The organism is Acidovorax sp. Q11 (genome assembly GCF_054950075.1).
In genome coordinates this window covers 23362-50100 of sequence record NZ_JBUDZG010000019.1, presented here as the reverse complement: position 1 = coordinate 50100, position 26739 = coordinate 23362, and the positions used below count along the sequence as shown (strand labels likewise).

Genomic DNA, 26739 nt, shown 5'->3' with positions numbered 1-26739 from the left:
CTCCGTGGGGCGGGCGTCTAGGACAAACCCTCGATTTTACTGGGCGTTGCAGGCGCACCGGCGAACTTGCGGCGTGCCCAGCGGGCCAGATCATCCATATAGCAATACACCACTGGTACCACCACCAGCGTCAGCAGCGACGAGGTGATGACGCCGCCAATCACCGCCTGGCCCATGGGCGCGCGCTGCTCGGAGCCCTCGGACAGCGCAAACGCCAGCGGCACCATGCCAAAAATCATGGCCAGCGTGGTCATGAGGATGGGGCGCAACCGCACGCGCGCGGCCAGCAGCAGGGCGTCTGCGCGGGGCAGGCCGGGCACGGTGTGGCCTTCGTCATTCACATGTTCTTCGCGGGCACGGATCGCAAAGTCCACCAGCAGGATGGCGTTCTTGGTCACGAGGCCCATCAGCATCACCACGCCGATGATCGAGAACATCGACAGCGTGGAGCGGAACATCAGGAGCGCCAGCACCACGCCGATGAGCGTCAGCGGCAGCGAGGTCATCAGCGCCAGCGGCTGCAGGAAGCTCTTGAACTGGCTCGCCAGGATCATGTAGATGAAGATGATGGCCATGGCCAGGGCCGAGATGGCGTAGCCAAACGATTCGGCCATGTTCTTGGTCGAGCCGCCGAACTGGTAGCGGTAGCCGGGCGGGAAGGCCACGGTGTCGAGCGCCTTCTTGATGTCGCCCGAGACCTCGCCCGCCGAGCGCTGGGCCACGTTGGCGTTCACGGCCACTTCGCGGGTCAGGTCGCGCCGGTTGATCTGGTTGGCGCCAGTCGATTCGGTCACGCGGGCCACCTGGTTCAGGCGCACGATGCGGGTGCTGCCGTCGGCAGCGGCCAGCGCAAAGGGCAGGCGCTCCAGGTCGGCAGGCTGGGTGCGGGCCTCGGGGGCCAGTCGCACGTTCACGTCATAGGTCTGGTCGTCCGGCGCACGCCAGTTCCCCACCGTGGAGCCCGCCACCAGCGTGCGCAGCGATGCCGCCATGGGCGCCACCGACAGCCCCAGGTCCGAGGCCACATCGCGCTTCACCTCCAGCGCAATCACCGGTTTGTTGGGCTTGGCGCTGGTGTCCAGGTCCACCAGACCGGGAATGTCGCGGATCTTCTCCGTAACCACCTTGGTCAGGCGCTCCAGCTCCTGCAGGTCGGGACCTTGCAGCGAGAACTCCACCTGCTTGTTGCCGCCCACGGCGTCCAGCAGGCCCAAGTGGGTGATGGTGATGCCGGGCACGGTTTTCAGGCGCTCGCGCAGCACGTCGGACATCTGGTCCACGCTGCGGCTGCGGTCCTTGCGGTCCACCAGGCGCACGTAGATGTTGGCGTATATCTTGCCCTGGGCGCTGCCGGTGTTGATGGTGGCCAGCGTGTAGCGCACCTCGGGCATCTCGCGCAGGATGCCTTCCACCTGTTTGGCCTTGGCCTCGGTGGCTTCGAGCGATGAGCCCACAGGGGTGTAGAAGTTGAGCGATGTTTCAGAGAAATCGGCCTTGGGCACAAACTCGGTGCCCAGCAGCGGCACCATGACCACGCTCAGCACGAAGATCGCCACGGCAATGGCCATGGTGGCCAGCTTGTGCACCAGCGACCAGCGCAGGATGTGCTGGTAGCCCTCGGCCAGCGCATCGGTGGCGCGGTCAAACCAGCCGGTGACGCGGCCAATGGTCTTGTCGTAGAAGGTGACGGGCTCCGTTTTCTGGCCGTGTGCGTGGATGCTCGGGTCGTGCCAGATGCTGGACAGCATGGGGTCGAGCGTGAAGCTCACAAACATCGAGATCATCACCGCCGCGACGATGGTGATGCCGAACTCGTGGAAGAACTTGCCGATGATGCCGCCCATGAACCCGATGGGCATGAACACCGCCACGATGGACAGGGTGGTGGCCAGCACCGCCAAGCCAATCTCTTGTGTGCCGTCCATGGCCGCGTCATACGCGCCTTTGCCCATTTGCACATGGCGCACGATGTTCTCACGCACCACGATGGCGTCGTCGATCAACAGGCCCACGCACAGGCTCAAAGCCATCAGCGTGATCATGTTGATGGTGAAGCCGAACATGTTCATGAACAGGAAGGTGCCGATCAGCGCAATCGGCAGCGTCAGCCCGGTGATCACGGTGGAGCGCCAGGAGTTCAGGAACAGGAACACGATGAGCACTGTGAGGATCGCGCCCTCGATCAGCGTCTGGCGCACGTTGTTCACCGCCACGCGGATGGGGCGCGAACTGTCGCCAATGCTCTCCAGCCGCACGCCGGGGGGCAGCTGGTTCTTGAGTTCGGCCACGGCGGTATTCAGGCCGTCCACCACCTCGATGGTGTTTTCGCCCTGCGACTTCTGCACCGACAGGAGCAGGGTGCGCTGGCCGTTGTACAAAGCCAGGCTCTCCACTTCCTGCGCACCGTCGTTCACCCGTGCCACCTGGTCCAGGCGCACGGGCGCTCCGTTCTTGCGGGCCACGATGATCTTGCCGAAGTCCTCGGGGCGCTCCATGCGCGCATCGATCTGCACCACGCGCTCCTGCGCCAGCGAGCGGATCGCGCCCACGGGCAGATCCTGGTTTTCGTTGCGCACGGCGCTGGCCACCTGCTCGGGCGTCACGCCGAAGGCTTCGAGCGCCTGCGGGTTCAGGTAGATGTTGATTTCGCGCTTGGTGGCCCCCACCAGGTTCACCGCGCCCACGCCGCGCACGTTCTCCAGGCGCTTTTTCAGCACCTGCTCGGCCCAGGTGGTCAGTTCGACGGCGCTGCGGCTCGATTTTTCGTCGGGCAACACGGCCAGCGACCATACGGCGCGGCTCGCGGGGTCGAAGCGCAGTACGCGCGGTTCCTTGACCTCGGTGCGCAGGTTGGGGCGCACGGTGGCCACCTTCTCGCGCACATCCTCGGCGGCCTTGCGGCCGTCGATGTGCAGCTGGAACTCGATGATGACAACCGCAGTGCCTTCGTAGCTGCGCGAGGTGAGGGCGTTGATGCCCGCAATCGAGTTGACACCTTCCTCGATCTTCTTGGTGACCTCGCTCTCGACGATTTCAGGCGAGGCACCGGGGTAGTCCACGGTGACCACCACCACGGGGAAGTCGATGTTGGGAAACTGATCAACCTTGAGGCGCTGGTACGAGAACAAGCCCAACACGACGATGGCGAGCATCACCATCGTGGCGAACACGGGGTTTTTGAGGCTGACTTTGGTGAACCACATGGCGGGACGGGGCGCTCAGGGCGCCGTGCGGGAGGCCGCAGGCACAGCGGCAGCCGCAGCGGCCGCCCCGGCAATAGACACAACCGTGCCCTCGCGCAACTGACCGATGCGGCCAGCAATCACGGGTGTGCCCACAGGCACCCCTTCCACCGCCACCAGGGGCTGGCCATTGACCACCGCGCGTGTGCCCGTCTTGACTTCGGCATAGGCCACGCGGCCATCTTTCAGTGTCTGGAGGTAGGGCGCGGGCTTGTCGGTGCGCACCGCATCAAGCGGCACGGCCAGCACATCGGCGCGGCCGGTGTCGAGCGTGCCCTGCACAAAGAGGCCCTGGCGCAGCGGCGTTGCGTTCTGGGCCTGCTCCACGCGCAGGTACACCGGCACCGTGCGGCTGCCTGCCTGGGCGCTGGGGTTGATGCGCACCACCGTAGCCGTCACCGGTGCTGGCATTCCTTCAACGGAAAGTTGCGCCTTCTGGCCCACCCGCACGGCCACGGAGTCGGCCGGGGGCAGCAGCGCCTCCAGCTCCAGGCGCGACAGGTCCACCACCTCGATGATGCGGGCATCCACCGCCACGCGCTCGCCCGGTTGCGCCAGGCGCTGTGCCACCTGGCCGCTGATGGGGCTTTTGAGCACGGTGTCGTCCAGCGCCTTGCGGGCCACATCGGCCGCAGCCACGGCCGCCTGGTAGCTCGACTGGGCGGCCTCCAGGCTGGCCTGGGAGGTGACCAGCGCGGTGGGTGAAATAAAGCCCTGGTCCACCAGCGCACGGTTGTTGGTGTACTGGCGCTGGTTGATGTCCACCTGGGATTTGGCTGCATCGGCCTGCTGCTGCGCCTGGCGCAAGCGGGCGCGGGCCTCGGTAGGGTCGATGCGCGCCACCTCCTGGCCCACCTTCACGCTATCGCCTTCGCGCACCGTGAGGCCCTGCAGTTCACCACCCACGCGTGCCTTGACCATGGCCGAATCCACCGCCCGCAGCGCGCCCGACACCGGCACGCCCAGCGGCAGGTTGACCTGCGCCACCCGCAGCACCTCGTCGGCGCCCAACTGCAGCGGCGCTGCCACGCGCTGCGCGGTGGCCTCACTCAGGGCTTTTTGCTGCGCCTGCCGCGCGGCCATGGCACGCCAGACCCCACTGCCCACCAACACAACGGCGATGGCTGCCGCCACCCAGGGAATCCAGCGTTTCATGATCTGATCAAACAGGGGTTGAAGAGGAGGGGGCGGGCGGGGTGGTGCCGGGCCGCACACACAGCCCGTGCAGGATGTTGTCGGCCTGCATCTCGATGTACTGCTCTGGCGTCATGCCCAAGGCATCGGGCACGCAGGCGCCCACCGAGTGCTTCCACATCATGAGGAAGATCATGGGGGCCAGCACCAGGTACACGGCGTAGTCCAGATTCACGGGGCGGAACTCACCCCGGGCAATACCTCGTTCCAGAATGCGACGGATCAGCGCCTGCCCGGGAAGAATGACTTCGTGCTGATAGAACTGCGCGATCTCAGGGAAGTTTTGTGCCTCGCTCAGCATCAGCTTGGTGATGCCGGACGCCTTGGTGGCGCCAATGCGTTCCCACCAAACCTGGTAGCAATACCGCAGCACCTCACTGGTGGTGCCCACAAAGCTTTCCAGTTCGTTGTTCCACTCGGCAAAGCGCCCGGCGATGTTCTCGCGCACCACGGCCTTGAAGAGTTCTTCTTTGCTGGGAAAGTAAAGAAACAGCGTGCCCTTGGACACCCCGGCACGCGCTGCCACCTCGTCCACCCGTGTGGCGGCAAACCCCTTCTCGACAAACAGGTCAAGTGCGGCCTCCAGCAGTTCTCCCGGGCGGGCTTCCTTGCGGCGCTCGCGTTTGGTGCCTGCAGCTGTCGAAGAAGAAAAGGGTGTGGGAGACAAGGCGCTTGAGTTAATGACTGACCGGTTAGTAATGTAGCAAGCACGGGTTGGGGCGTCAATTCATAATCCAAGGCTCTGTCTCCGTTTGAACCCGAGGACCCCATGACTTTGCAAACCATCACCCTGGGCGGCGGCTGCTTCTGGTGCACCGAAGCCGTGTTCGACCGCGTGCGCGGCATCACCGATGTGGAAAGCGGCTACACCAACGGCCACACCGTCAACCCCACATACGAGCAGATCTGTGAGGGTGATACCGGCCACGCCGAGGTAGTGCGCCTGACGTTTGATGCCGACGAGATCAGCCTGGAAGAAATCCTGGAGATCTTCTTCCACACCCACGACCCAACCACGCTCAACCGCCAGGGCAACGACGTGGGCACGCAGTACCGCAGCGGCATCTACTACGAAGACCCCATGCACGGTGACATTGCCAATGACATGATTCGCCAGATGTCGCAAGACAAGCTGTTTGGTGCGCCCATCACCACCGAAGTGAAGCCACTCGCCAACTACAGCACGGCCGAGGCGTACCACCAGGACTACTTTGCCAAGCACCCGAACGCCGGGTACTGCGCGTTTGTGGTGGGGCCAAAGGTAGAGAAGTTCAGGAAGACGTTTGCGAAGTACCTGAAGGCCTAGTTCATCGTGGGGTCCTGCTTTGTCACACCATGTCAAGCTTCTGCAATAGTGACCTCCGGGGCGTGCAGAAGCAGCCATTGAACCGCCCGTTGAAGGGCCATCGCTGCATCGCTTTCATGCGACAAATAGTCGCAAAGCAGCAAACCTTCCGGGACGGGCGAGAGGCTGACATGCTTCGAAGCACCTGCGGGCAAACGCTCGTAAATATGAGATATGCCTGTACTGGCTTGCTCTGCAACGGCGGCTCTGAATTCTTTCTGTACCTTCAGCGTGTATTCGTAGCCCATTGAGTGGCCCTTTATGCGGAGCCACCATAGTAAAAGGCGTGGACAGAGCGCGCATAATGCAACCCAATTGCGTTAAAGGCGTTTTCAGCCTGCCGCAGTGCCTCATGCCCGCTCCAGTCCCTTCATCCTCCCTCCCTCAGCCCTGGTCGCTCCCCCCCGGCATGCGCGCCACGCGCGCCACGCGGGCGCTGGCGGCGCTGTATGAAACGCGCCCCGACGCCGCACTCTCCGAAGCGGAAGTCGAAGCGGCGCTGGTTGAGGCGGGCGCCCCGGTCAACAAAGTCACCGTCTACCGCATGCTCGACCGTTTTGCCGGCGCCGGGCTGCTGCACAAGCAGGTGGATGCCGCCCGCGTCACCCGCTACACGCGCGCTCCACAGGGAGAAGAGGGCACAGCCCCAAGATTTGAATGCGACGACTGTCACCGCCAGTTCCGCCTGTCGCAGGGCTCGGCCAAGGTGCAGAACGCCCTCAAGCAGGTGCTGCTGGCCCTGGCCACAGCGGGACATGAGAGCCTGGCGGTGGACATTGCCGTGCACGGGCGGTGTGTGGAGTGCGCCCACCCGGCAGAAGGGACCGCCGCATGATCCGCACCCGGGGGCTTTCCTACACCTATGCCACCGGCGGCGCTGCGCCGCTGCGTTTTCCTGATGTGGATCTGCGCCAGGGCGGCACGCTGCTGCTGCGCGGGCGCTCTGGCACGGGCAAGTCCACCTGGCTGGCGCTGATGGCGGGGCTGCGCGGAGTCAGCGGGGGCGACCTGTTTGTGGCGGGCACGCAGCTGGGCACGCAGCGCGGGGCCGAGATCGATGCCTGGCGCGCGCGCACCATCGGCTTTTTGCCGCAGAAGCTCTACCTCAGCAGCGCGCTCACGGTGGCTGACAACCTCGCACTGGTCTACTTTGCGGCCGGGCTGCCGCGCGACGATGCGGCCATCCATCGCGCGCTGGGGCAGGTGGGCGTGGCCGAGCTGGCCGAGCGCAAGCCGCACCAGCTCTCGGGCGGGCAGGCGCAGCGCGTGGCGCTGGCGCGGGCCGTGCTGCTGGCGCCGCAGGTGCTGCTGGCCGACGAGCCCACGGCCAGCCTGGACGACGAAGCTGCCGCCGATGCGCTGACACTGCTGCAGCGCAGCGCCGCCGCCTGCGATGCCAGCCTGATCATTGCCACGCACGACCAGCGTGTGGTGTCGGCCCTGGCCGGTGCGCAGACGCTGGATTTGAATGAAATAGCGGCCTACCGCGCAACAGAAGGGCGCGAGTAGCTATGAAAAACATAGTAAAACTGGCCCACCTGTCCTGGCGCTACCTGTGGTCCCGCCCGCTGGCGGCGGTACTCAACCTGCTGGTGCTCACGCTGGGCCTGGCTGCCATCACCCTGGTGCTGCTGGTGGCCACGCAGCTCGACAAGGCCTTTGAGCGCGACCTGGATGGCATCGACCTGGTGGTGGGTGCCAAGGGCAGCCCGCTGCAGCTGATCCTGGCGGGCGTGTTCCACATCGACGTGCCCACCGGCAACATCCCGCTGCAAGAAGTGCAGGCGCTGCAGAAGAACCCGCTGGTGGCGCAGGTCATCCCGCTGAGCCTGGGCGACAGCTACCAGGGCTTTCGCATCGTGGGCACCACGCCCGACTACGTGGCGCACTACGGGGCCCAATTGGCCGAGGGCGCGCTGTGGCAGCAGCCCATGGATGCGGTGCTGGGCGCCAGCGTGGCGCGTGGCATTGTCAAAAGCGGCCATGCCGGTGCGCCGCTGGTAGGTGCCACCTTTGTCGGCAGCCACGGGCTGGGCGGGGGAGGGCACGCGCATGGCAACCACCCCTACCGCGTGAGCGGCGTGCTCGCGCCCTGCGGCTGCGTGCTTGACCGGCTCATCCTGACCAGCACCGAATCCGTCTGGATGGTGCACGAGACCGCCACAGCCAACGATGCGGAGGACCTGGAAATCATGAAACAGGAGCGCGAAGTGACCGTGGCATTGGTGCGCTACCGCACGCCCATGGCTGCCGTCACGCTGCCGCGCAAGATCAACGCCGACACCGCCATGCAGGCGGCGGCACCCGCCATTGAGGTCACGCGCCTGTTGCGTCTGCTGGGCGTGGGCGCCGATGTGCTGCGCGCCTTTGGCGGCGTGCTGCTGGCCGTGGCCGCGCTGAGCGTGTTCATCGCGCTGTGGAACGCCGTGCGCGAGCGCCGCGCCGACCTGGCCATGCTGCGCATGCTGGGCGCGCCGCCCGGCCGCGTGGCGGGGCTGGTGCTGTGGGAGGCGCTGTGGCTGGCTGCGCTGGCGTCTGCCCTGGGGCTGCTGCTGGGCCATGGCCTGGCGCATGGCCTGGGTTGGGCGCTGCAGGCGCAAGGGCTGTTGCCCGTGACCGGCCTCATCTGGCTGCCCGCCGAGGCGGGTGTGCCGCTGCTGGCAGCGGGTGTGGCAGCGCTGGCGGCCTTGCTGCCCGCGATGCAGGCGTACCGCACCGATGTGGCGGACCTGCTCGGCCAGCCCTGATGCAGCCGCCGAGTTCTGACCGCCACAAACCCCCTACCAACTCAACCTGAAAGCCCCTCCATGAAAAAACTCCTCACCGCTCTTGCGCTGGCCCCCATGCTCCTCGCCGGTGCCCTGGCCCACGCCCAGGCACACAACGACAAGGACACCAAGGAGGACATCGCCCGCCACCGCGCGATGGCCGCCGCGCATGAGGCCGCCGCCAAATGCCTGGAGTCTGGCAAGGGCCATGACCAGTGCCAGAAAGACCTGCAGGCCGCCTGCAAAAACCTGGCTATCGGAAAATACTGCGGCATGAAGCACGCGCACTGAGTCGCAGCGCACCGCTTCCACCCCTCGTTCGCCCCCACCCACAGGTTCTCCCGCCATGGCCACCCACCAGCCCTCTCGCCTGACCACTGCCTTCTGGCAACCCGCCGCCCGCCGCGCCCGTGCCGCACGCCAGGCGGCGGCAGCGGCCACCTTGCTGTGCTGCGCCGGGGCTGTGCTGGCCCAGGCGTCTGGCCAGCCCCCGGCCACCAAGCCCGAGCCGGGCGCGTTCGAGCGGGCTACGGGTAAAACCGCTGCAGCGCCTGCGGCGGCGGGCGGGGCGGGCGCAGCCCCCGTGCTCTCGTCCCCACTGTCTGCCGGGGCGGCCGCTGGCATTCCATCCGGCACCGGGGCGGGTTACCACAACCCCAACAGCCCCATCGCGCCGCTGCCCCAGCGCAATGACGTGATCCCCTGGTCGGTGCTGACCGACCTGACCCGCAAGACCACCAAGGACGGCATCGTGCCCGTGTTCAACGAGGCACAGAAGGGCATGGACAAGACGGTGCAGCGCATCCAGGGCTTCATGATGCCGCTGGACGCCAAGGCTACGCAGACGCACTTTTTGCTCACCTCCGTGCCCATGACGTGCTCGTTCTGCCTGCCCGGCGGGCCCGAAAGCATGGTCGAGGTCAAGGCCAAGACCCCCGTGCGCTATTCGATGGAGCCCGTGGTGGTCGAGGGCCGTTTCACCGTGCTCACCAACGACCAGTACGGCCTGTACTACCGCGTGGTCGATGCCGTGCAGGTGAAGTGACCCGACTCTGACCCCTCCCATGACGCGCCGCTGCTTCGGCCCGCTCCAGCCCCGGCTGCCCGCCTTGCCGCGCGGTGCAGGGCAGGGTGCGCCTGCGCGCTGGTGGGCGCACCTGGCCCTGGTATGGCTGGTGCTGGCGCTGGTCGCAGCCCCCAGCCTGGGGCGCCTGCACCAGGTGGTGCATGGCGATGCGCTGGACCGGGTGCAGGGCCATGCCCACATCACAGACACGGCGAGCGCCGAGCACGGCCACGGGCTGCTCGCGCAGCTGGTGGCGGGTCACGCCCCCGCCGATTGTTTGCTGCTCGACCAGCTCGCGCTGGGCGACGCATTGCACAGCGCCCCCCTGGCGCTGCCCGAGGCCGCCCCCGCGCAGGCGCAGCCTTGTCCCCCCGCCGGGCGTACCACGCTCCCGCACACCGCGCTGTTCCTGGCGCGGGGCCCGCCAGCGGCCTGAGCGCCTGCCCGCGTTGGCACCTCCTGGCGCCGTGGCCCCCCAGCCGCCCCTGGCCGGGGTCGCACCGTGCGCAAGCGCCTCTCGGCACCCATTACTCCCAATTTCATAGCTAAAAGCGCAATACAGATGCGCGCAAAAGGCTGTTTTCACTCATATTTTCACGCCCACCAGGCGTGAAGCTGTCTGCCTGCCCGCACACACCCGGCCCGCCCGGTGTGGCGCAGCGCATGCCCCTGTTGCAAGCCACCACCATGACCTCTCTCTCCTTCGCCCACCCCACAATGCCCCAGCGCCGCCGCCCCACCACCCTGCACCCCGTGGCCCTGGCCGCCATGCTGGCCCTGTCGGGCGCAGGCCCCATCGCCCAGGCGCAGACCACGGCCCCGGCGGCCGCCGAAGCCGCACCCAGCCTGCCGCCCGTCACCGTCTCTGCCAGCGGCCTGCAACTGGGTGCCGGCGACATGACCACGCCTGCCACCGTGCTGGAGGGCGACGAGCTCGTGCGCCGCCGCGAGGCCACGCTGGGCGAAACGCTCAACAGCGAGCCCGGCATCACCAGCAGCCACTTTGGCGCCGGTGCCAGCCGCCCCATCATCCGCGGCATGGACGGTCCGCGCGTCAAGGTGCTGTCGGACGGCGCCGAGCTGCATGACGCCTCCACCATCAGCCCCGACCACGCCGTGGTGTCCGAGCCCATGCTCGCCACGCAGATCGAAGTGCTGCGCGGCCCCTCGGCCCTGATCTACGGCAACGGCGCCGTGGGCGGCGTGGTCAATGTGCTGGATGGCAAGGTGCCCACCGCCGTCCCGGCCAAGGGCCTGGAGGGCAGTGCCGAACTGCGTGCCAACACCGGCGCACGCGAAGGGGCAGGGGCCTTTTCGCTGACGGGCGGCACGGGCAACCTGGCCGTGCATGTGGAAGGCGTGGCGCGCGACGCGGGCGACTACCGCGTGGGCAAAGGCTGGGCGCCCGAGGGCGAAGCCACACGCAAGGTGCTGGGCAGCTTCAACCGCACCAACACCGGCAGTGTGGGTCTGTCGTGGGTGGGCGACCGGGGCTACCTGGGCGCGGCCTACACCCGCCAGGCCGCCAAGTACGGCCTGCCGGGCCACAACCACAGCTTTGAGGGCTGCCACACCCATGGCAACCAGTTGCACTGCGGCGCCCACGAAGGCGAGGAGGGCGAAGACGGCCACGACCATGACCATGGCGCCGAACATGGCGACGTCCCGGTGGTCGATCTGCGCAGCGAGCGCTTCGACATCCGGGGCGAGCTGCGCAACCCCTTTGCGGGCTTCTCGGCTCTGCGCCTGCGCGCGGGTGTAACGGACTACGTGCACGATGAAGTCGAGGGCGGCACCATCGCCACCACCTTCAAGAACAAGGCTTACGACACCCGCATCGAGCTGCAGCACGAGCCCATTGCCGGGTTCAAGGGCGTGATCGGCCTGCAGACCTCGCAGCGCAAGTTCAGCGCCGAGGGTGAAGAAGCCTACGTGCAACCCACCGTCACCCGCCGCACCGGCCTGTTTGCGCTGGAGGAATACCGCCTGGGCGACTGGCGCTTTGAAGCCGCCCTGCGCCACGACCGCCAGACCGCCCGCGCCGAAACCAGTGGCATCGAACGCAGCCACAACGGCACGTCGGCATCGTTGGGCGCGGTCTGGAAGTTCACGCCCGGCTACCAGGTGGGAGCATCCTTCACCCGCGCCAGCCGCGCCCCGTCGGCCGAAGAACTGTACGCACGCGGCCTGCACATGGCCACCAGCACGTACGAGCGCGGCGACGCCAGCCTGCGCTCCGAAACCTCGCAGAACTTCGACCTCAGCCTGAAAAAGACGGCGGGCGACACCACCTTTGGCGTGAGCGTGTTCCGCAACAGCATCAACAACTACATCTACGGCCGCACGCTCGATGCACTGGACGGCCTGCAACTGCTGCAATACAGCCAGGCCGACGCCACCTTCACCGGCATCGAAGGCCAGGTGCGCCAACGCCTCACGCGCAACCTGGGCGTCACCCTGTTCGGCGACACCGTGCGCGCCAAGATCGACGGCGCAGGCAATCTGCCACGCATCCCCGCCACCCGCGCCGGCCTGCGGCTGGATGCAAACTGGAACGCCTGGGAAGGCCAGGTGGAATGGGTGCAGGTGGCCCGCCAGAACCGCATCGCCGCCTTCGAAACTGCAACCCCCGGCTACGGCATGCTGAATGTGGGCCTCGCCTACAACGGCCAGTTCAGCAGCGGCACGCCCTGGCAGGTGTACCTGAAGGGCACCAACCTGACGGACCGCTTGGCGTATGCACACACCTCCTTCATCAAAAACGCCGCGCCGTTGATGGGGCGGAATGTGACGGTGGGGGTGAAGGTGGCGTTCTGACGGGTGATGCCGTCGTGATATGAGCGAGCCAGCGGCGGGGCAGGGCGCTGCTAGCTCGCACACGTCATTGGCCCAAACCACCGAAACCAAGGAGGGCCTGGATGCATGCCATACTTGGTTTCAGATGGTTGATGTTCCGATCCGTCAAGGCGACGCGGCCCGAGCCTCGGCGATGGCGTGCACCCGATGTTGGAATGGGATTGGCAGCGCAGCAGGCCGCCCCAAGCCGGGTAGCGCGACGCGCGAAGGACTTGTTCAGCGTTGCCTTTGCCGTATCTGCCCCGTTTTGCGATAGCCCTGCATGCCCACCACGCCCACGCCGTCCGCCAACCTGCTGCAATTGCTTCCCGAGGCGGTGGTGCAAACCGATGCGCTGTGGCAGATCACCTACCTGAACCCGGCGTGGCACAAGCTCACCGGCCATTCGGTGGCGGCGGCGCTCGGCAGGTCTTTGCTGGAGTTCGTGCATCCCGACGACATCGGCACCATGCGCTCGGGCATGCCGGTGTTCCGCTTGCGCTTTGCCGACGCGGACTATCGCTGGGTGCGTCTGCAGCTCCACCCGGAGACGGATGTGGCGGACCGGGTGATCAGCCGCCAGGGTGTCCTGATCGAGATCACCGAGGTCACCGAGCAGGTGCTGGTGGAAATTCGCCAGCGCTTTCTGCGCTTGCTGGAAACCATTGATGGCGTGGTGTGGGAGGCTGAAATCGGCGTGGGCAATACCTTCCTGAGTCCGCAGGTCGAACGCTTGTTCGGCTACTCCGTCGAGGAATGGCGGGCTGACCCGGGCTTCTGGCGGGCGCATGTACACCCCGACGATCTGGAGGAGGCACTGCGCATCGACGATGCCGCTTACAACGCCACGCACAGCCATGCCTACGAGATGAGCTATCGGCTGATTGCCAAGTTCGGCAAGGTCGTGTGGGTGCGTGATCTGTGCCGTGCAGTGGTCGAGCCGGGGCGGCCGAACCGCATGATCGGCCTGATGATCGACGTGACCCAGCAGAAGAACACCGAACTCGAGTTGTTGCGCTCCGAAAACCGCTGTTCGCTGGCGACGCGCGGATCCAATGACGGTATCTGGTATTGGGACTTGCGAACGGACGCGCTGCATGTGTCCGGGCGTTTTCTCCAGATCGTCGGACTGGGTAGCGCCGATCTTGTGCATGACGGAGGCTGGCGCTTTTTGGAGCAGCTCATCGATACCGAGGATCGCGAGCGCGTGCAGGAGGCCTACCGCAGGCACCTATCGGGAAACAGCCCGAACTTTTCGGTGGACTTCCGTGCCTTCCATGGGGCTGGGCGGCTGGTGTGGGTCAATTGGCGCGGGCTCGCCGAGTTCGAAGAGGGTGTTCCCGTGCGCATGGCAGGCTCGTTGAGCGATCTGGCCGAGCGGGGCAGCTCCTACGATGCGCTGACCAACTTGCCCGGCCGGCCGTTGTTTCGCGATCGCCTCTCGCAACTCATCGCGCTGCAGCAGAACGACGGAGTGAACGGTGATGGCGTGCCGACACGCGATGGAGCCACGATGTTCTCGGTGCTGCTGCTGGATCTCAACCGGTTCAAGGCCGTCAATGACAGCTACGGGCACCATGTGGGCGACCAGCTATTGCAACAGGTGGCACGGCGGCTCGAATCCTGCGTGCGGGCGGTGGATCTGGTCGCCCGCATGGGGGGCGACGAGTTCAATGTGCTGTTGGAGTCCATTGATCCCGCTGAAGCCAGCCAACGCGCAGGGCAGATTGCCGCTGCCTTGGAAGTACCTTACGTGATTGGCAGGCACATCGTGATCAGCGGTGCGAGTATCGGATTGGCCAGCAGCGCATCCAGGCTGGCGACGGTCGATGACTACCTGCGCGCTGCAGACACTGCCATGTACCGCGCCAAAAGTCAGTCATTGGGCGTGTGCGTGTTTCAATAAAGCGCCGTGCCAGGGATCGCGGGCCGGTGCTGATAGCGTGAGTTTCTGCATCAAAATGGCCTTTTCCGCCTTCTGGTAAAGCGCTGGCAGCTATTAAATTCATAGTGTAGAGACGCGCGTTCGGCGGCCGCCCAGGCCACAATAGGGCCCTGCTGCTGGCTATTTGCCGCCCCCCGCTTGCCCCTTCTTGCCGCGTTCGCGCGCCGGCTACCATCTTGAACTCGCCCGTTTTCACCTCGCTGATCCCCGTCATCCTGTTCATTGCCATCGGCTTTTATGTGGGGCGGCGCGGCTGGATCCGCGCGGCGTCGGTCAAGGACCTGGCCAACCTGGTGTTCATGGTGCTCACGCCCGCGCTGCTGTTTCGCACCATGAGCACGGTGCACATCCAGGACCTGAACTTTGGCCCCGTGGGCATCTACTTTGTGGCGTTTGGCATCGTGTATGCCGCCACGCTGGCGCTGCAGGGCTTCAACACGCTGGGCGCGGCGCGGGCGCTGGCCAACACCTTCAGCAACACGCTGATGATCGGCGTGCCGCTGGTGGGCCTGGTGTTTGGCGATGCGGGGCTGGTCACGCTGTTCACGCTGATCTCGGTGCACTCGCTCATCCTGCTCACCGCCGCCACGGTGGTGTTCGAGCTGGCCGCCGCACGCGAACACGCCGGGCAGGCGGGCGGCACGCAGCAGCCCATGTGGCGCACCGTGCTGCAGGCCATGCGCAACGGCATCGTGCACCCGGTGCCGCTGCCCATCATTGCAGGCCTGCTGTTTGCGCAAACCGGCCTGGTGGTGCCCCAGGTGGTGGACAAGCCCCTGCTGCTGCTCGGCCAGGCCCTGGGGCCGATTGCGCTGCTGCTGGTGGGGGTAACGCTGGCGTTTACCAAGGTGGGCCACCAGTTCAAGGCGGCGCTGCGCATTGCGCTCGTCAAATGTGTGGTGCACCCCGTCGTTCTGGCCGCCCTGGGCTGGGCGCTGGGCCTGTCGGGCCTGCCGCTGGCGGTGATGATCGTGGCCGCCTCGCTGCCTGTGGGGGCCAACGTGTTCTTGTTCTCGCAGCGCTACCGCGTGGCAGAAGAAGAGGTGACGGCCAGCGTGGCCGTGTCTACCGCGCTGGGGCTGGTGACGATGCCGGTGGTGATTGTGGTGGTGACGCGGTGGGTGGTGGGGTGACCACTGCAGCCCAGGTTCAGGGCGCCAGCCGCTCCCGCACCCACTCGCCCCCATCCAGCCGGTAGCGCAACCGGTCATGCAGGCGGCTCTTGCGCCCCTGCCAGAACTCCCACTGGTCAGGCTTGAGGCGATACCCACCCCAGTGTGGCGGACGAGGGGGCTTCAGCAAAAACTGCGCACCGTATTTGGCCGCGTTGGCCACCAGCACGCCCCGGCCTGAAATGACCTGGCTCTGCGGGCTGGCCCAGGCGCCGATGCGCGAGTCGAGCGGGCGGCTGTGGAAGTATTCGTCGCTCTCCTCGTCGCTGACCTTCTCCACAGTGCCTTCGATGCGAACCACACGCTCCAGCTCCACCCAATGGAACTGCAGCGCCGCAAACGGGTTGCCTGCAATCTGGCGGCCCTTGCGGCTGTCGTAATTGGTGAACCAGACAATTCCACGCTCGTCATACCCCTTGATGAGCACGATGCGCGTGCTGGGGCGCAGGTCGCTGCCCACGGTGGCCAGGGTCATGGCGTTGGGCTCGGGCACCTGGGCGTTGATGGCTTCTTTGAGCCACTGGTCAAACTGCTGTAGGGGGGCGGCGTGCGAGGCGTCTTCGTTGAGTTCGGCGCGCTCGTAGCTCTTGCGAAGGTCGGCGATGGAGGTGGTCATGGGCACGATTGTGCACGCCGGGATTGGGCGCCTGGGCCCCGCGCCAGGTGGCCAAAGGTGGGCCGGGTTGTTGTCGAATTCTTATTCGCTTATATTGGCGCAGCGATGAAACCCAAAGATGACGAAAAGCAGCGCGCGATAGCCCAGGCCACCTTCGATCTGGTGGCCCAGACGGGCCTGAGCGGCCTGACCATGGCCGAGATTGCCCGCAACGCGGGGCTGGCCACCAGCACGCTGTATGTGTACTACCCGTCCAAGGACGAACTCATCAGCCAGCTCTACCAGGACGCCAAGACCGTGACCGCCGCCCGCATCATGGAAGGTGTGGTGCCCGGCACGCCGTACCGGGGGCGGGTGCGGCGCATCTGGGGCAACCTGCTGCGCCACCGGCTGGACCAGTATGCCGAGGTGGTGTTTCAGGAGCAGTACTACAACTCGCCCTGGTTCACCGAGGGCAACCGCGAGTTTTCGACCCGGCTGATGGCGGGTTTTTTTGCCCTGATGGAAGAGGGGCAGCAGCAAGAGATTCTGAAGGCCGTGCCCATCCCGCTGCTCACCGCCAGCCTGGTGGGCTCGGTGCGCGAGACGGGCAATTTGATCCGCACCCAGGTGCTACCCGACGACGACGCCGTGCACCAGATGGCCTTTGGCCTGTGCTGGGACGCGATCAAGGCCTGAGAACCTGTTCAAAATCTTTTCGGGGATCGCATTGGAGTGCAATCGGGATGAATGGATGCTTCGGATGCGCAGCATGGGCTCATGCCCATGCAAGCAGCCGGGGCGGCCTTGTCGCCCGATTTCACTCCAACCCTTCGGGCAAGGCGGTCTGCGGCGTTGCGGCGCTTGTGGATAGCCGGGCTATCCACTGCGCACCGCGCCTTGCATCCCATCCCGGCAAGGGACTTGTGCGACCCTGAAAAGATCTTGAACAGGTTCTGAGAACTAGAAGGCCAGCACAGATTCTCGATTTAGACTTTAATCGAATAAATATTCTTTAAAACAACAACGCGGCGGAAACACATCCCCAACCCGCACCTGCTTGCGCTGTACTTTTGAGCGCTGTCCTTCGCCCCAAGGAGTCCCACGATGCCCACTTTGAACGTCAATGGCAAAGACACTGCAGTCGATGCCGACGAATCCACGCCCATCCTCTGGGCCCTGCGCGACACGCTGGGCATGACCGGCACCAAGTTTGGCTGCGGCCAGGCCTTGTGCGGCGCCTGCACGGTGCACCTGAACGGCGCGCCCATCCGTTCCTGCATCACGCCGATCTCGGCCGCCGCTGGGCAGAAGGTCACCACCATCGAGGCCGTCACGGCCAGCGACAAGGTGGGCCAGGCGGTGCATGCGGCCTGGGTCAAGCACGACGTGGCGCAGTGCGGCTACTGCCAAAGCGGCCAGATCATGAGCGCCACTGCATTGCTCAAGGGCAAGAAGAAGCCCACCGACGCCGACATCGACGCCGCCATGGCGGGCAACGTGTGCCGCTGCGGCACCTATGTGCGCATCCGCGCCGCCATCCACGAAGCCGCCAAGGCACTGGCCTGACCGAGCCCACTGACTGAAGGAGAACACCATGCATTTCGAGCCTTCTGCCGTGGCTGCCGCACGCCACAACATGCCAAAAAACCTGCTTGCGCTGATGGATAAAGCACAAGCAGCTACTGATTCAATAGCTAACGACGCAGCCGATGGCATGGCGCGCCGCACCTTCCTGAAGGTGACAGCAGCCTCGGGCTTTGCGCTGGGCGCGTTTCCGCTGGCGGCCACCGCACAGGGTGCGGGCGCGGCGGCGCCTGCGGGCCTCAAGCCGCATGAGCAGCCCTTGGCCTTTGTGCGCATCGACGCCGATGGCACCGTCACCGTCACCATCAACCGCCTGGACTTTGGCCAGGGCGTGCAAACCGGCCTGCCCATGATCCTGGCCGAAGAGCTGGATGCCGACTGGAGCAAGGTGCGCAGCGTGCACGGCGACGCCAACCCGGCCTATGCCGACCCGGCGTTTGGCATGCACCTCACGGGCGGCTCCAACTCCATCAAGAACTCGTACACCCAGTACCGCGAGCTGGGCGCCCGCACCCGGGCCATGCTGGTGGGGGCCGCAGCCGCACAGTGGGGCGTGGACGCTTCGGCGCTGCGCACAAGCAACGGCTTTGTGGTGGGCCATGGCGGCAAGAAGCTGGGCTACGGCGCACTGGCCGAAGCCGCCATGAAACAGCCCGTGCCCGAGAAAGTCACACTCAAGGACCCGAAGCAGTTCCGCATCATCGGCAAGCCCACCGGGCGGCTCGATGCCAAGGCCAAGTCGAGCGGCCAGCAGGACTACGGCATTGACGTGCGCCTGCCCGGCATGCTCACGGCCGTGGTGGCGCGCCCACCCGTCTTTGGCGCCAAGCCGAAGTCGCTGGACGACAGCGCCGCCAAAGCCATCAAAGGCGTGAAGGCCGTGCTGCGCGTGCCCACCGACCGGGGCGGGGAGGGCGTGGCCATCATCGCCGACGGCTACTGGCCTGCCAAACAGGGCCGCGACGCGCTCAAGGTGGAATGGGACACCAGCGCAGTAACCAAGCCCGACACCACCGCGCTGTTGGCACAGTACCGCGAACTGGCCGCCAAGCCAGGCAATGTGGCATTGCAAGCCGACATGGCGCCGCTGGCGGGCGCTCCCCACAAGATCAGTGCCGAGTTCGTCTTCCCGTACCTGGCGCACGCTCCCATGGAGCCGCTGAACTGCACCGTGAAGCTGGACGGGGACAAGGCGGAACTGTGGATGGGCACGCAGATGCCCGGCCTGGACGCGATGGCCGCCGCCAAAACACTGGGCTTGCAGCCGCAGAACATCAAGGTGAACACCCAGATGGCCGGTGGCGGCTTTGGCCGCCGCGCCATCCCCACCAGCGACTACGTGGTGGAAGCCTGTGGCGTGGCCAAGGCCGCGCGCACCGCAGGCATTACCGTGCCGGTGCGCACCCTGTGGAGCCGTGAAGACGACATCAAGGGCGGCTACTACCGCCCCATGCACGTGCACCGCGCCGAGATCGGCTTTGATGCCAAGGGCAAGATCCTGGCGTGGGACCACGCCATCGTGGGCCAATCCATCACCAAGGGCTCTCCGTTCGAGGCCTTCATGGTCAAGAACGGCATCGACGCCACCGCCATCGAGGGCATGAAGGAGCCTTACGACCTGCCCATGAAGCTGTCGGTGCACCACCCCGACGTGAACGTACCGGTACTCTGGTGGCGCAGCGTGGGATCCACCCACACGGCCTACGTCATGGAAACGTTGATCGACGAGGTGGCCCGCGCCACCAAGCAAGACCCCGTGGCCTACCGCATGGCCCTGATGGGCGACAAGCACCCACGCCACAAGGCCGCCCTGCAACTGGCCGTGGCGCAGTCGGGCTACGGCAAAAAGAAGCTCGCCCCCGGCCGCGCCTGGGGCGTGGCGGTGCACGAGTCCTTCCAGTCTGTCGTGGCCTATGTGGTCGAGGCATCCGTCAAAGACGGCACGCCCAAGCTGCACAGCATCACGGCCGGCGTGCACTGCAACCTGGTGGTCAACCCCAAAAGCGTGGAAGCGCAAGTGCAGGGCGGGGCGCTGATGGGCCTGTCGATGTGCCTGCCCGGCGCTGCCATCACGCTCAAGGATGGCGTGGTGGAGCAAAGCAACTTCGGCGACTTCGCCGTGCCCCGCATCACCGACATGCCCCAGGTGGCCGTGCACATCGTGCCGAGTGCGGAGCCGCCCACGGGCATGGGCGAGCCAGGGTTGCCGCCGCTGGCGCCTGCGTTTGCGAATGCAGTGGCCAAGTTGACGGGGAAGACGCCCAGGGAGTTGCCGTTTAAGTTGGCTTGAGGGGGGCTGGATGGAATGAGAGCGCCGGGTTTGGAAAAGCCCGGCGCTTTTTTTTGCTCATCCCGTTGCGTCAGCTCGACATGTAGAGCGCGGTGACCGGTCGCCAGCAATGGCATGCAGAGTAGGTGGTGACAGTGCTCGTGACGGGCTCAGAGAGTTGTTGTTGAGACAACTTGAGCGTGAGCCCATGTCTCTGCACGCTGGCAACACGGGGAGGTCAATGCGGCATGCATGCCTGTCAGGTACAGGAAATCGGCGGCGCAATCAACTTGCATCAGCGCGGTCAATCCCGTACGCTGCCCCGACGTCCACGTGCAATGCCCGAGCCCATGCGGGCCGCCGGGCGGGCCTTCCGGACGTGCAAAGGAGTCCAGCCATGCCAAGCCGATCGAACGGCCTCGCGGCCGAAATGAAAGCCGTGCGAACGTTGGCGCTTGTGGGCGCCGCGGCCGCCGGCAAGACCTCGCTGGCCGAGGCCTTGCTGTACAAGGCGGGCGCCATCGGCGCGTGCGGCAGCGTCGAGCGCGGCAGCACCGTCAGCGACCACGACCCGCTCGAGCGCCGCATGCAGCACTCGCTCAACGCATCGGTGATGCACCTCACGCACGGCGGCACGCGCATCCACTTCATCGATACGCCCGGCGGCCCCGACTTCCTCGGCCAGAGCCTGCCGGCGCTGGAGGCGGTCGAAACGGTGGCAGTGGTCATCAATGCCGCCACCGGCATCGAGCCGATGGCGGTGCGCATGATGGAATACGCCGCCTCGCGCCGCCTCGCCCGCATGATCATCGTCAACAAGATCGACGCGCAGGGCGTCTCGCTGGCGGGCCTGCTGGCCGACATCCAGGCGACCTTCGGCCGCGAATGCCTGCCGCTGAACCTGCCCGACGGGGTCGGCAGGCAGGTGATCGACTGCTTCTTCAACCGCTTCGGGCGCTCCGACTTCGGTCCCGTCGAAGCGGCGCACCGCGCGCTGGTGGAACAGGTGGTCGAGGTCGACGCGGCCTTCGTCGATCGCTACCTCGAGGAAGGCGACGTGGATCCGGCCGAGCTGCACGCGCCGCTTGAGCAGGCGCTGCGCGAAGGCCACCTGATCCCGGTGTGTTTCGCCTCGTCGCGCAGCGGCGCCGGCGTGGCCGAGTTGCTGGACGTGATCGTCAAGCTCCTGCCCGATCCGACCGAAGCCAACCCGCCGAGCTTCATCGTTGGTGAGGGCGCAGAGGCCATGCCCATGAAGGCCAAGCCTGACCCGACGCTGCACGTGCTGGCGCATGTGTTCAAGATCACGATCGACCCTTTTGTCGGCAAGATGGGCATCTTCCGCGTGCACCAGGGCACGGTCACGCGTGACAGCCAGCTCTACATCGGCGACGGCCGCAAGCCCTTCAAGGTGGGGCACCTGTTCATGCTCCAGGGCAAGGACCATGTCGAGGTGTCGCACGCGGCGCCGGGCGACATCGTGGCGGTGGCCAAGGTTGAGGAGATCCATTTCGATGCCGTGTTGCACGATGCGGCGCAAGACAGCCATGTGCATCTTGCACCGCTGCCGTTCCCGGTGCCGGTGTACGGCCTGGCCGTGGAGCCCAAGCGGCATGGCGACGAGCAGCGCGCCTGGGAAATCCTCGGCAAGCTCGCGGCCGAGGACCCGTGCCTGCGCATCGAGCATGTGGCCGCGACCAACGAGACGGTGCTCTACGGGCTGGGCGAGCTGCACCTGCGCATCGTGCTCGAACGCCTGCGCGAGGTTTACCGCTTCGAGGTCCAGACGCGGCCACCGCGCATCGCCTACCGTGAGACCGTGACCGCATCGGCCGAGGGCCACTACCGCCACAAGAAGCAGAGCGGCGGTGCCGGCCAGTTCGCCGAAGTCTTCCTGCGCATCGAGCCGCTCGCGCGCGGCGCGGGCTTCGAGTTCGCCGACGAAGTCAGGGGCGGCGCGATCCCGGGCCAGTTCATCCCTGCCGTCGAGAAAGGCGTGCGCGAGGTTTTGGCGTACGGCGCGATCGCCGGCTACCCAGTGGTCGATGTGCGCGTCGTGGTGTACGACGGCAAGCACCACAGCGTGGACAGCAAGGACATCGCCTTCGCGACCGCCGGCCGAAAGGCCTTCATGGCGGCGATTCGCGAGGCCCGGCCGGCTGTGCTCGAGCCGATTGTCCAAATCGAGATCTCCGTGCCCGAGCATTCCGTGGGCGACGTCACGAGCGACCTGTCGTTGCGGCGCGGCCTGGTCACCGGCACATCGGGGCTGGGGGCCGGCACTGTGGCCATCGGCGGTCGGGTGCCAGAGGCCGAGCTGGCCGACTACCAGTCGCGGCTCAATGCGATGACCAGCGGCCAGGGCAGCTACACCATCGCGTTGTCGCACTACGAGGCCGTGCCGCAGACCGTCCAACAGGCGCTGATGAGGCAGTACCGGGTGCGCGAAGACGACTAGGAAAAGCGCAGCGCCAATGCTCAGGTTGCACGCGCGCTGCCGAGCAATCGACTTGGGCGCACCGTGAGATCAAAATGCTCCCTCGCCCGGCGATTGCGATCACCCTAGTTCTTGTGGCAAATGTCCGATACGCAGCGACTGCCGCCGTCCATGGCTGCGACTTCAACTCACGGTCTGGGTCCAGCAGCGGTCATCGGAGAGTCGGCGATCCTCGCAGACCCTTCGGCCGGTTTCAGATGTACCACCGACGTAAAGAACATGCCAGCCGGTCGCCGCCGTTGGCTGTCGTGAATGCGCGTGTCGGCCATGCGCTTGGTCCCCATCGTTGATACGATTCCACCTGAGCGGCGCCGTTGCAAACAACGGGGCATGTGCGCCAATCTGCCTGTGCGGCTTGAATGCATTTACATGCCTCAATTTCGGATAACCAAGATGATCAGCCAAAACACGATTTTTCTCTGGCACAACGACGCTGCGAAGTGCTTCTTGGAAAGCACCACACGATGAACACCTATGATTTTGATCTGGTCGTCATCGGTGGCGGCAGCGGCGGCGTGCGAGCCGCGCGCATGGCCGCGCAGCGCGGTGCGCGCGTGGCGCTGGCCGAGATGCTTGGCACCGATGGTTTGGGTGGCACCTGCGTCAACGTGGGTTGCATCCCCAAGAAGCTCTACAGCTACGCTGCGCACTACGCCAAGGCCTTCGAGGAGTCGTACGGCTTCGGCTGGGAGGGCGAGGCGCCAGTGCTCAACTGGGCCACGCTCAAGGCCAACCGGGCGCGCGAAATCTCGCGCCTGAACGGCATCTACGGCAACCTGCTGACTGGCTCGGGCGTGACTGTGTTCGACGCCTTCGCGCGCCTCGACGGAGCACAAGCGGTCGTGCTCAAGGTCAACGGCGAATCCGGTGAACGGCGTTTCACCGCGAAGCACATCCTCATCGCCACTGGCGGCACGCCCCACGTGCCTGAAATCGAAGGCCGCGAGCACGTCATCGACTCCAACGCCATCTTCGACATCGATCCCTTTCCGAAGCGTCTGCTGGTGGTCGGCGGCGGCTACATCGCCTGCGAGTTCGCCTCCATCTTCAACGGCCTGGGCGCGAAGGTCACACAGCTCTACCGTGGCGAACAGGTGCTGCGCGGCTTCGACGACGAGATCCGCCATTTCCTCGCCAACGAGATGGCCAAGGCCGGCGTAGACCTGCGGTTCGGCGCCGACGTGGCCTCCATCACCAAGACCGCCGAAGGCTTGCGGGTGTTGCTCAAGGGCGGTGGTGAGGTGGTCGCCGACGCCGTACTCTACGCCACAGGCCGCGTGCCCCACGTGAATGGCCTGGGTCTGGACACGGCAGGCGTGGCGCTCGGCAAGGACGGCGCCGTGGTCGTCGACGAGCACTACCAAACCAACGTTCCCTCGATATACGCGGTGGGCGATGTCACCAACCGCTTGCAGCTCACGCCGGTGGCGTTGGGCGAGGCGATGGTGGTGGTAGATCACTTGTTCGGTCCACCCGCCGACAAGGCCGCGCGCAGCATGAGCTACGAGTTCATTCCAACCGCCGTGTTTACCCATCCCAGCATCGGCACTGTGGGGCACAGCGAGGCGGACGCGCGCAAGAAGTACGGTGCCGTGACCATCTTCCGCAGTGAGTTCAAGGCACTCAAGCACACGCTCTCGGGCAGCACCGAGCGTACGCTCATGAAGCTGGTGGTAGAGACGAATACCGACCGCGTGGTGGGCCTGCACATGGTGGGAGCCGAGGCGGGCGAGATCGTGCAGGGTTTTGCGGTGGCAATGAAGGCCGGTGCGACCAAAGCCTTGTTCGACAGCACCATTGGCATCCACCCGACCGCAGCGGAAGAGTTCGTCACGATGCGCGAACCCGTGAAATCACAACCCACGTTCTAGCCGACGCCCTGGCTTGCCGCGCGGCGCCTTAGCGCTACCTTGCGCCACGCCGTCGCAAGCCGGTTAGCTCTACGTTGGACGACCGGTCTCGAATTCCGGCGGTGGCAGCCCCTTGCCAGATGCGGGCTTCTAGGGTTACATCGCCTCTTTCACAGCCTCCACAATCGCGTCCTGCATTTGGTGCAACCGCCCTTCAGGCGCAAAGATGACGGACTGATCACAACGCAATTTGCCGGTCAAGGCCCAGCCGTTGCCGCGGAAGGACGCGATGAAGCGGTCGGCATCGGGATCGGGCATTTCCACCGATTGCTGGATGGCCCCGCGGGCTGCGTCGTTGTCGCGCAGCAGATCACTGAAGTTGCGCACATGCCTTGTCAGGTCGGGGTAACGCCAGGCGTGCAGGGAAGCCTGTTCGGCCGCAAAGTGGAAGTCGCTGGTTACGCCATCGGGGTAGGTTTGCAGGGTGGCAAAGCGGTATTGGCCTTCGTAGCGTGCGTCACCGGTTGGGAGAACGATTCGAGCACGCGGTCATACGCCGCGCTCGCCCGCTTGCGCCTTCGCTGGCCATCAACCCGGCCACTGCGCGGTTTTGACCATCTCGAGAAACGCCGCCAACGTGGCGGTGGGCAGCTTGCGACTCGGGTAGTACAGGTAAAAGCCCGGGATGGGCGGACACCAGTCATCCAACACGCTGACCAGCGCACCGCTGGCCAGGGCCTCACGGGCGTAGGGCTCGTACATGTAGGCAAAGCCCACACCGGCCAGCGCCGCCTGCAGCATGAGCGGCATCTCGCCCACCGTCAGGCGGCCCTCCACATCCACCGTGACCTTCTCCCCGGCTTTTTCGAACTCCCACGCGTAGCGCGCGCCGCTGGGAAACCGGATGCGCACGCAGGGCAGGGTGAGCAGGTCGCGGGGCGTGTGGGGGGGGCCCACGCGCTCTAGCAACGCGGGCGCGCCCACCACCATCAAGCGCTGGGCCGGGCCGAGGGGCAGGGCCACCATGTCCTGCTGCAGGCTTTCCCCGTAGCGCACCCCGGCATCGAAGCCGCCTTCCACGATGTCCACAAAACCGTCGTCCAGCACCAGCTCCACCTCGACCTTGGGGTGGCGGTTCAGAAACTCGGCCACCAAGGGGCCCAGCACCAGCTCGCCCGCCGGGCGGGGAGCGTTGATGCGCAGCAGGCCCTGTGGTGTGTCGCGAAAGTCGTTGATACCGTCGATGGCGGCGGCGATGTCCTGCAGCGCCGGGCCCACGCGGTCCAGCAGCTGGCGCCCGGCGGGGGTGAGGGCCACGCTGCGGGTGGTGCGGCTGAACATGCGCACGCCCAGCCGCTCTTCGATGGAGCGCACGGCGTGGCTCACGGCCGAGGCAGACAGGCCCAGCTCTTGCGCAGCCATGCGAAAGCTGAGGTGCCGGGCCACGGTGCTGAGGAGTTTGAGATCGGCAAGGTCCAGGTTCATTGATGAATCATATTCACCAACTAATCCATTCTTTGACTATTTATGCGTGATGAATGCGTCAATAAGCTAGCCGCTGATTTGCACAACCCAAGGAGAAACAACATGCAAAACAGCGAATGGAATCTGGCCGACAAGGCCATCCTGGTGACCGGTGCCTCGTCTGGCATCGGCGCAGCCACTGCCGTGGCCCTGGGGCACCAGCGTGCCCGTGTGGTGCTGGCCGCGCGCCGCGTGGCCGACTGCGAAGCCGTTGCAGAGCAGGTGCGGGCCGCGGGCGGCGAGGCCTGGGTCACGCCCGTGGACGTGACCGACGAGGCCAGCGTGCAGCGCTGTGTCGACGCAGCCGTCAAGCGCTTTGGACGGCTGGACGGCGCTTTCAACAATGCGGGGGCTCTGGGCACGGGCGCGCCGCTGCACACGCTGGCTGCGGCCGATGTGCAGGCGGTGCTGCAGGCCAATGTGATGGGCATGTTCCACGCCATGAAGCACCAAATTGCGGCCATGCTGGCCACTGGTGGCGGCGCCATCGTGAACAACCTGTCGATCTCGTCCGGCGTGGCGTTTGCAGGCATTTCTGCCTATACCGCCAGCAAACATGCGGCGCTGGGCCTGACGCGCAATGCGGCGCTGGAGTATTTTCAGCAGGGCATCCGCGTGAACGCGGTGAGTCCGGGGCCCACCATCACGCCCATGGCACTGGCGGGTTTTGGCAGTGAGGACAACATGCACGCCGCTCTGCAGGCATCGCCCGCAGGGCGCCCCGCGCGGCCCGAGGACATGGCGGGGCCGGTGCTGTTTTTGCTGTCGGAGGCGGCCCGCTATGTGAGCGGGCACAACCTGGTGGTGGATGGCGGCTACACGCTGGCTTGACGCAGCACAGGACAGGGCA

General features: G+C 65.9%; 23 protein-coding genes. 16 read left to right on the top strand and 7 right to left on the bottom strand.

All coding sequences use genetic code 11. From position 1 onward, the window contains the following. Positions 1-17: 17 nt before the first annotated feature. From ACYZGB_RS15400 to ACYZGB_RS15390, 3 genes are read right to left on the bottom strand one after another with little or no spacing between them, the layout of a single operon-like run. Complete coding sequence (locus ACYZGB_RS15400; RefSeq protein ID WP_462389487.1) at positions 18-3203, bottom strand: efflux RND transporter permease subunit; 3186 nt, start codon at positions 3201-3203, stop codon at positions 18-20. 15 nt (positions 3204-3218) lie between these two features. After that, positions 3219-4397 carry an efflux RND transporter periplasmic adaptor subunit gene (locus ACYZGB_RS15395; protein WP_462389486.1) on the bottom strand — a complete coding sequence of 393 codons (1179 nt, stop codon included), beginning with the start codon at positions 4395-4397 and terminating at the stop codon, positions 3219-3221. A gap of 7 nt (positions 4398-4404) precedes the next feature. Further along, positions 4405-5103 carry a TetR family transcriptional regulator gene (locus ACYZGB_RS15390; RefSeq protein WP_462389485.1) on the bottom strand — a complete coding sequence of 233 codons (699 nt, stop codon included), beginning with the start codon at positions 5101-5103 and terminating at the stop codon, positions 4405-4407. Between the two features lie 102 nt (positions 5104-5205). Between ACYZGB_RS15390 and msrA the strand changes: the two genes are divergently transcribed. Next, on the top strand, positions 5206-5742 hold the full coding sequence (gene msrA / locus ACYZGB_RS15385) for a peptide-methionine (S)-S-oxide reductase MsrA (RefSeq protein ID WP_462389484.1): 537 nt from the start codon (positions 5206-5208) through the stop codon (positions 5740-5742). 32 nt (positions 5743-5774) lie between these two features. On the opposite strand, the gene ACYZGB_RS15380 is transcribed toward msrA, so the two are convergent. Continuing rightward, positions 5775-6029, bottom strand: a complete 255-nt coding sequence (locus ACYZGB_RS15380) for a hypothetical protein (RefSeq protein WP_462389482.1) — start codon at positions 6027-6029, stop codon at positions 5775-5777. A 161-nt stretch (positions 6030-6190) separates the two neighbouring features. Between ACYZGB_RS15380 and ACYZGB_RS15375 the strand changes: the two genes are divergently transcribed. The 9 genes from ACYZGB_RS15375 (at position 6191) to ACYZGB_RS15335 (ending at position 15528) form a co-directional block, all read left to right on the top strand. Then, positions 6191-6616 (top strand): transcriptional repressor, encoded by a 426-nt coding sequence (locus tag ACYZGB_RS15375; RefSeq protein ID WP_462389480.1) that lies wholly within the window; start codon positions 6191-6193, stop codon positions 6614-6616. Further along, a complete protein-coding gene (locus ACYZGB_RS15370; protein ID WP_462389478.1) occupies positions 6613-7290 on the top strand; it encodes an ABC transporter ATP-binding protein in 678 nt (225 codons plus the stop codon). The genes ACYZGB_RS15375 and ACYZGB_RS15370 overlap by 4 nt, the downstream gene beginning before the upstream one ends. A 2-nt stretch (positions 7291-7292) precedes the next feature. Beyond that, the gene (locus ACYZGB_RS15365; RefSeq protein ID WP_462389477.1) at positions 7293-8528 is read left to right on the top strand and encodes an FtsX-like permease family protein; all 1236 of its coding nucleotides are present in this window, start codon (positions 7293-7295) and stop codon (positions 8526-8528) included. 60 nt (positions 8529-8588) lie between these two features. Beyond that, a complete protein-coding gene (locus ACYZGB_RS15360; RefSeq protein WP_094286078.1) occupies positions 8589-8840 on the top strand; it encodes a hypothetical protein in 252 nt (83 codons plus the stop codon). 55 nt (positions 8841-8895) lie between these two features. Then, positions 8896-9594: a DUF3299 domain-containing protein gene (locus ACYZGB_RS15355; protein WP_462389475.1), complete on the top strand. Its 699-nt coding sequence runs from the start codon at positions 8896-8898 to the stop codon at positions 9592-9594. Between the two features lie 19 nt (positions 9595-9613). Continuing rightward, the gene (locus tag ACYZGB_RS15350; RefSeq protein ID WP_462389473.1) at positions 9614-10051 is read left to right on the top strand and encodes a hypothetical protein; all 438 of its coding nucleotides are present in this window, start codon (positions 9614-9616) and stop codon (positions 10049-10051) included. A gap of 332 nt (positions 10052-10383) precedes the next feature. Beyond that, positions 10384-12432 (top strand): TonB-dependent receptor domain-containing protein, encoded by a 2049-nt coding sequence (locus ACYZGB_RS15345; RefSeq protein ID WP_462389548.1) that lies wholly within the window; start codon positions 10384-10386, stop codon positions 12430-12432. 301 nt (positions 12433-12733) lie between these two features. After that, positions 12734-14356, top strand: coding sequence for a PAS domain-containing protein (locus ACYZGB_RS15340; RefSeq protein WP_462389471.1), 1623 nt, complete (start codon positions 12734-12736; stop codon positions 14354-14356). Between the two features lie 215 nt (positions 14357-14571). Further along, complete coding sequence (locus tag ACYZGB_RS15335) at positions 14572-15528, top strand: AEC family transporter (RefSeq protein ID WP_462389470.1); 957 nt, start codon at positions 14572-14574, stop codon at positions 15526-15528. Between the two features lie 16 nt (positions 15529-15544). Here the strand turns inward: ACYZGB_RS15335 and pdxH are convergent, their stop codons facing one another. Beyond that, positions 15545-16183, bottom strand: a complete 639-nt coding sequence (gene pdxH / locus ACYZGB_RS15330; RefSeq protein WP_462389469.1) for a pyridoxamine 5'-phosphate oxidase — start codon at positions 16181-16183, stop codon at positions 15545-15547. Between the two features lie 105 nt (positions 16184-16288). Here pdxH and ACYZGB_RS15325 point away from each other — a divergent pair, with 105 nt between their 5' ends. From ACYZGB_RS15325 to gorA, 5 genes are all read left to right on the top strand, one after another. Continuing rightward, positions 16289-16861, top strand: coding sequence for a TetR/AcrR family transcriptional regulator (locus ACYZGB_RS15325; protein ID WP_462389468.1), 573 nt, complete (start codon positions 16289-16291; stop codon positions 16859-16861). 408 nt (positions 16862-17269) lie between these two features. Next, the gene (locus ACYZGB_RS15320) at positions 17270-17731 is read left to right on the top strand and encodes a (2Fe-2S)-binding protein (protein WP_462389467.1); all 462 of its coding nucleotides are present in this window, start codon (positions 17270-17272) and stop codon (positions 17729-17731) included. A gap of 28 nt (positions 17732-17759) precedes the next feature. Then, the gene (locus ACYZGB_RS15315; RefSeq protein WP_462389465.1) at positions 17760-20039 is read left to right on the top strand and encodes a xanthine dehydrogenase family protein molybdopterin-binding subunit; all 2280 of its coding nucleotides are present in this window, start codon (positions 17760-17762) and stop codon (positions 20037-20039) included. Positions 20040-20415: 376 nt separating this feature from the next. Further along, on the top strand, positions 20416-22476 hold the full coding sequence (gene fusA, locus ACYZGB_RS15310) for an elongation factor G (protein ID WP_462389463.1): 2061 nt from the start codon (positions 20416-20418) through the stop codon (positions 22474-22476). Between the two features lie 503 nt (positions 22477-22979). Further along, a complete protein-coding gene (gorA, locus tag ACYZGB_RS15305) occupies positions 22980-24386 on the top strand; it encodes a glutathione-disulfide reductase (protein WP_462389462.1) in 1407 nt (468 codons plus the stop codon). A gap of 135 nt (positions 24387-24521) precedes the next feature. Here the strand turns inward: gorA and ACYZGB_RS15300 are convergent, their stop codons facing one another. Together ACYZGB_RS15300 and ACYZGB_RS15295 are read right to left on the bottom strand one after the other, a co-directional pair. Beyond that, positions 24522-24752, bottom strand: a complete 231-nt coding sequence (locus ACYZGB_RS15300; RefSeq protein ID WP_462389460.1) for a hypothetical protein — start codon at positions 24750-24752, stop codon at positions 24522-24524. Between the two features lie 201 nt (positions 24753-24953). After that, on the bottom strand, positions 24954-25850 hold the full coding sequence (locus ACYZGB_RS15295) for a LysR family transcriptional regulator (protein WP_462389458.1): 897 nt from the start codon (positions 25848-25850) through the stop codon (positions 24954-24956). 102 nt (positions 25851-25952) lie between these two features. Here ACYZGB_RS15295 and ACYZGB_RS15290 point away from each other — a divergent pair, with 102 nt between their 5' ends. Then, the gene (locus ACYZGB_RS15290) at positions 25953-26720 is read left to right on the top strand and encodes an SDR family NAD(P)-dependent oxidoreductase (protein WP_462389456.1); all 768 of its coding nucleotides are present in this window, start codon (positions 25953-25955) and stop codon (positions 26718-26720) included. The last annotated feature ends 19 nt before the right edge of the window (positions 26721-26739 follow it).

Excerpts from the sequence above, each read along its gene's own strand:
- ACYZGB_RS15400 (WP_462389487.1), bottom strand. The coding sequence starts at position 3,203 with ATGTGGTTCACCAAAGTCAGCCTCAAAAACCCCGTGTTCGCCACGATG.
- ACYZGB_RS15395 (WP_462389486.1), bottom strand. The coding sequence starts at position 4,397 with ATGAAACGCTGGATTCCCTGGGTGGCGGCAGCCATCGCCGTTGTGTTG.
- msrA (WP_462389484.1), top strand. The coding sequence starts at position 5,206 with ATGACTTTGCAAACCATCACCCTGGGCGGCGGCTGCTTCTGGTGCACC.
- ACYZGB_RS15380 (WP_462389482.1), bottom strand. The coding sequence starts at position 6,029 with ATGGGCTACGAATACACGCTGAAGGTACAGAAAGAATTCAGAGCCGCC.
- ACYZGB_RS15375 (WP_462389480.1), top strand. The coding sequence starts at position 6,191 with ATGCGCGCCACGCGCGCCACGCGGGCGCTGGCGGCGCTGTATGAAACG.
- ACYZGB_RS15370 (WP_462389478.1), top strand. The coding sequence starts at position 6,613 with ATGATCCGCACCCGGGGGCTTTCCTACACCTATGCCACCGGCGGCGCT.
- ACYZGB_RS15365 (WP_462389477.1), top strand. The coding sequence starts at position 7,293 with ATGAAAAACATAGTAAAACTGGCCCACCTGTCCTGGCGCTACCTGTGG.
- ACYZGB_RS15360 (WP_094286078.1), top strand. The coding sequence starts at position 8,589 with ATGAAAAAACTCCTCACCGCTCTTGCGCTGGCCCCCATGCTCCTCGCC.
- ACYZGB_RS15355 (WP_462389475.1), top strand. The coding sequence starts at position 8,896 with ATGGCCACCCACCAGCCCTCTCGCCTGACCACTGCCTTCTGGCAACCC.
- ACYZGB_RS15350 (WP_462389473.1), top strand. The coding sequence starts at position 9,614 with ATGACGCGCCGCTGCTTCGGCCCGCTCCAGCCCCGGCTGCCCGCCTTG.
- ACYZGB_RS15345 (WP_462389548.1), top strand. The coding sequence starts at position 10,384 with ATGCTGGCCCTGTCGGGCGCAGGCCCCATCGCCCAGGCGCAGACCACG.
- ACYZGB_RS15340 (WP_462389471.1), top strand. The coding sequence starts at position 12,734 with ATGCCCACCACGCCCACGCCGTCCGCCAACCTGCTGCAATTGCTTCCC.
- pdxH (WP_462389469.1), bottom strand. The coding sequence starts at position 16,183 with ATGACCACCTCCATCGCCGACCTTCGCAAGAGCTACGAGCGCGCCGAA.
- ACYZGB_RS15325 (WP_462389468.1), top strand. The coding sequence starts at position 16,289 with ATGAAACCCAAAGATGACGAAAAGCAGCGCGCGATAGCCCAGGCCACC.
- ACYZGB_RS15320 (WP_462389467.1), top strand. The coding sequence starts at position 17,270 with ATGCCCACTTTGAACGTCAATGGCAAAGACACTGCAGTCGATGCCGAC.
- ACYZGB_RS15315 (WP_462389465.1), top strand. The coding sequence starts at position 17,760 with ATGCATTTCGAGCCTTCTGCCGTGGCTGCCGCACGCCACAACATGCCA.
- fusA (WP_462389463.1), top strand. The coding sequence starts at position 20,416 with ATGCCAAGCCGATCGAACGGCCTCGCGGCCGAAATGAAAGCCGTGCGA.
- gorA (WP_462389462.1), top strand. The coding sequence starts at position 22,980 with ATGAACACCTATGATTTTGATCTGGTCGTCATCGGTGGCGGCAGCGGC.
- ACYZGB_RS15295 (WP_462389458.1), bottom strand. The coding sequence starts at position 25,850 with ATGAACCTGGACCTTGCCGATCTCAAACTCCTCAGCACCGTGGCCCGG.
- ACYZGB_RS15290 (WP_462389456.1), top strand. The coding sequence starts at position 25,953 with ATGCAAAACAGCGAATGGAATCTGGCCGACAAGGCCATCCTGGTGACC.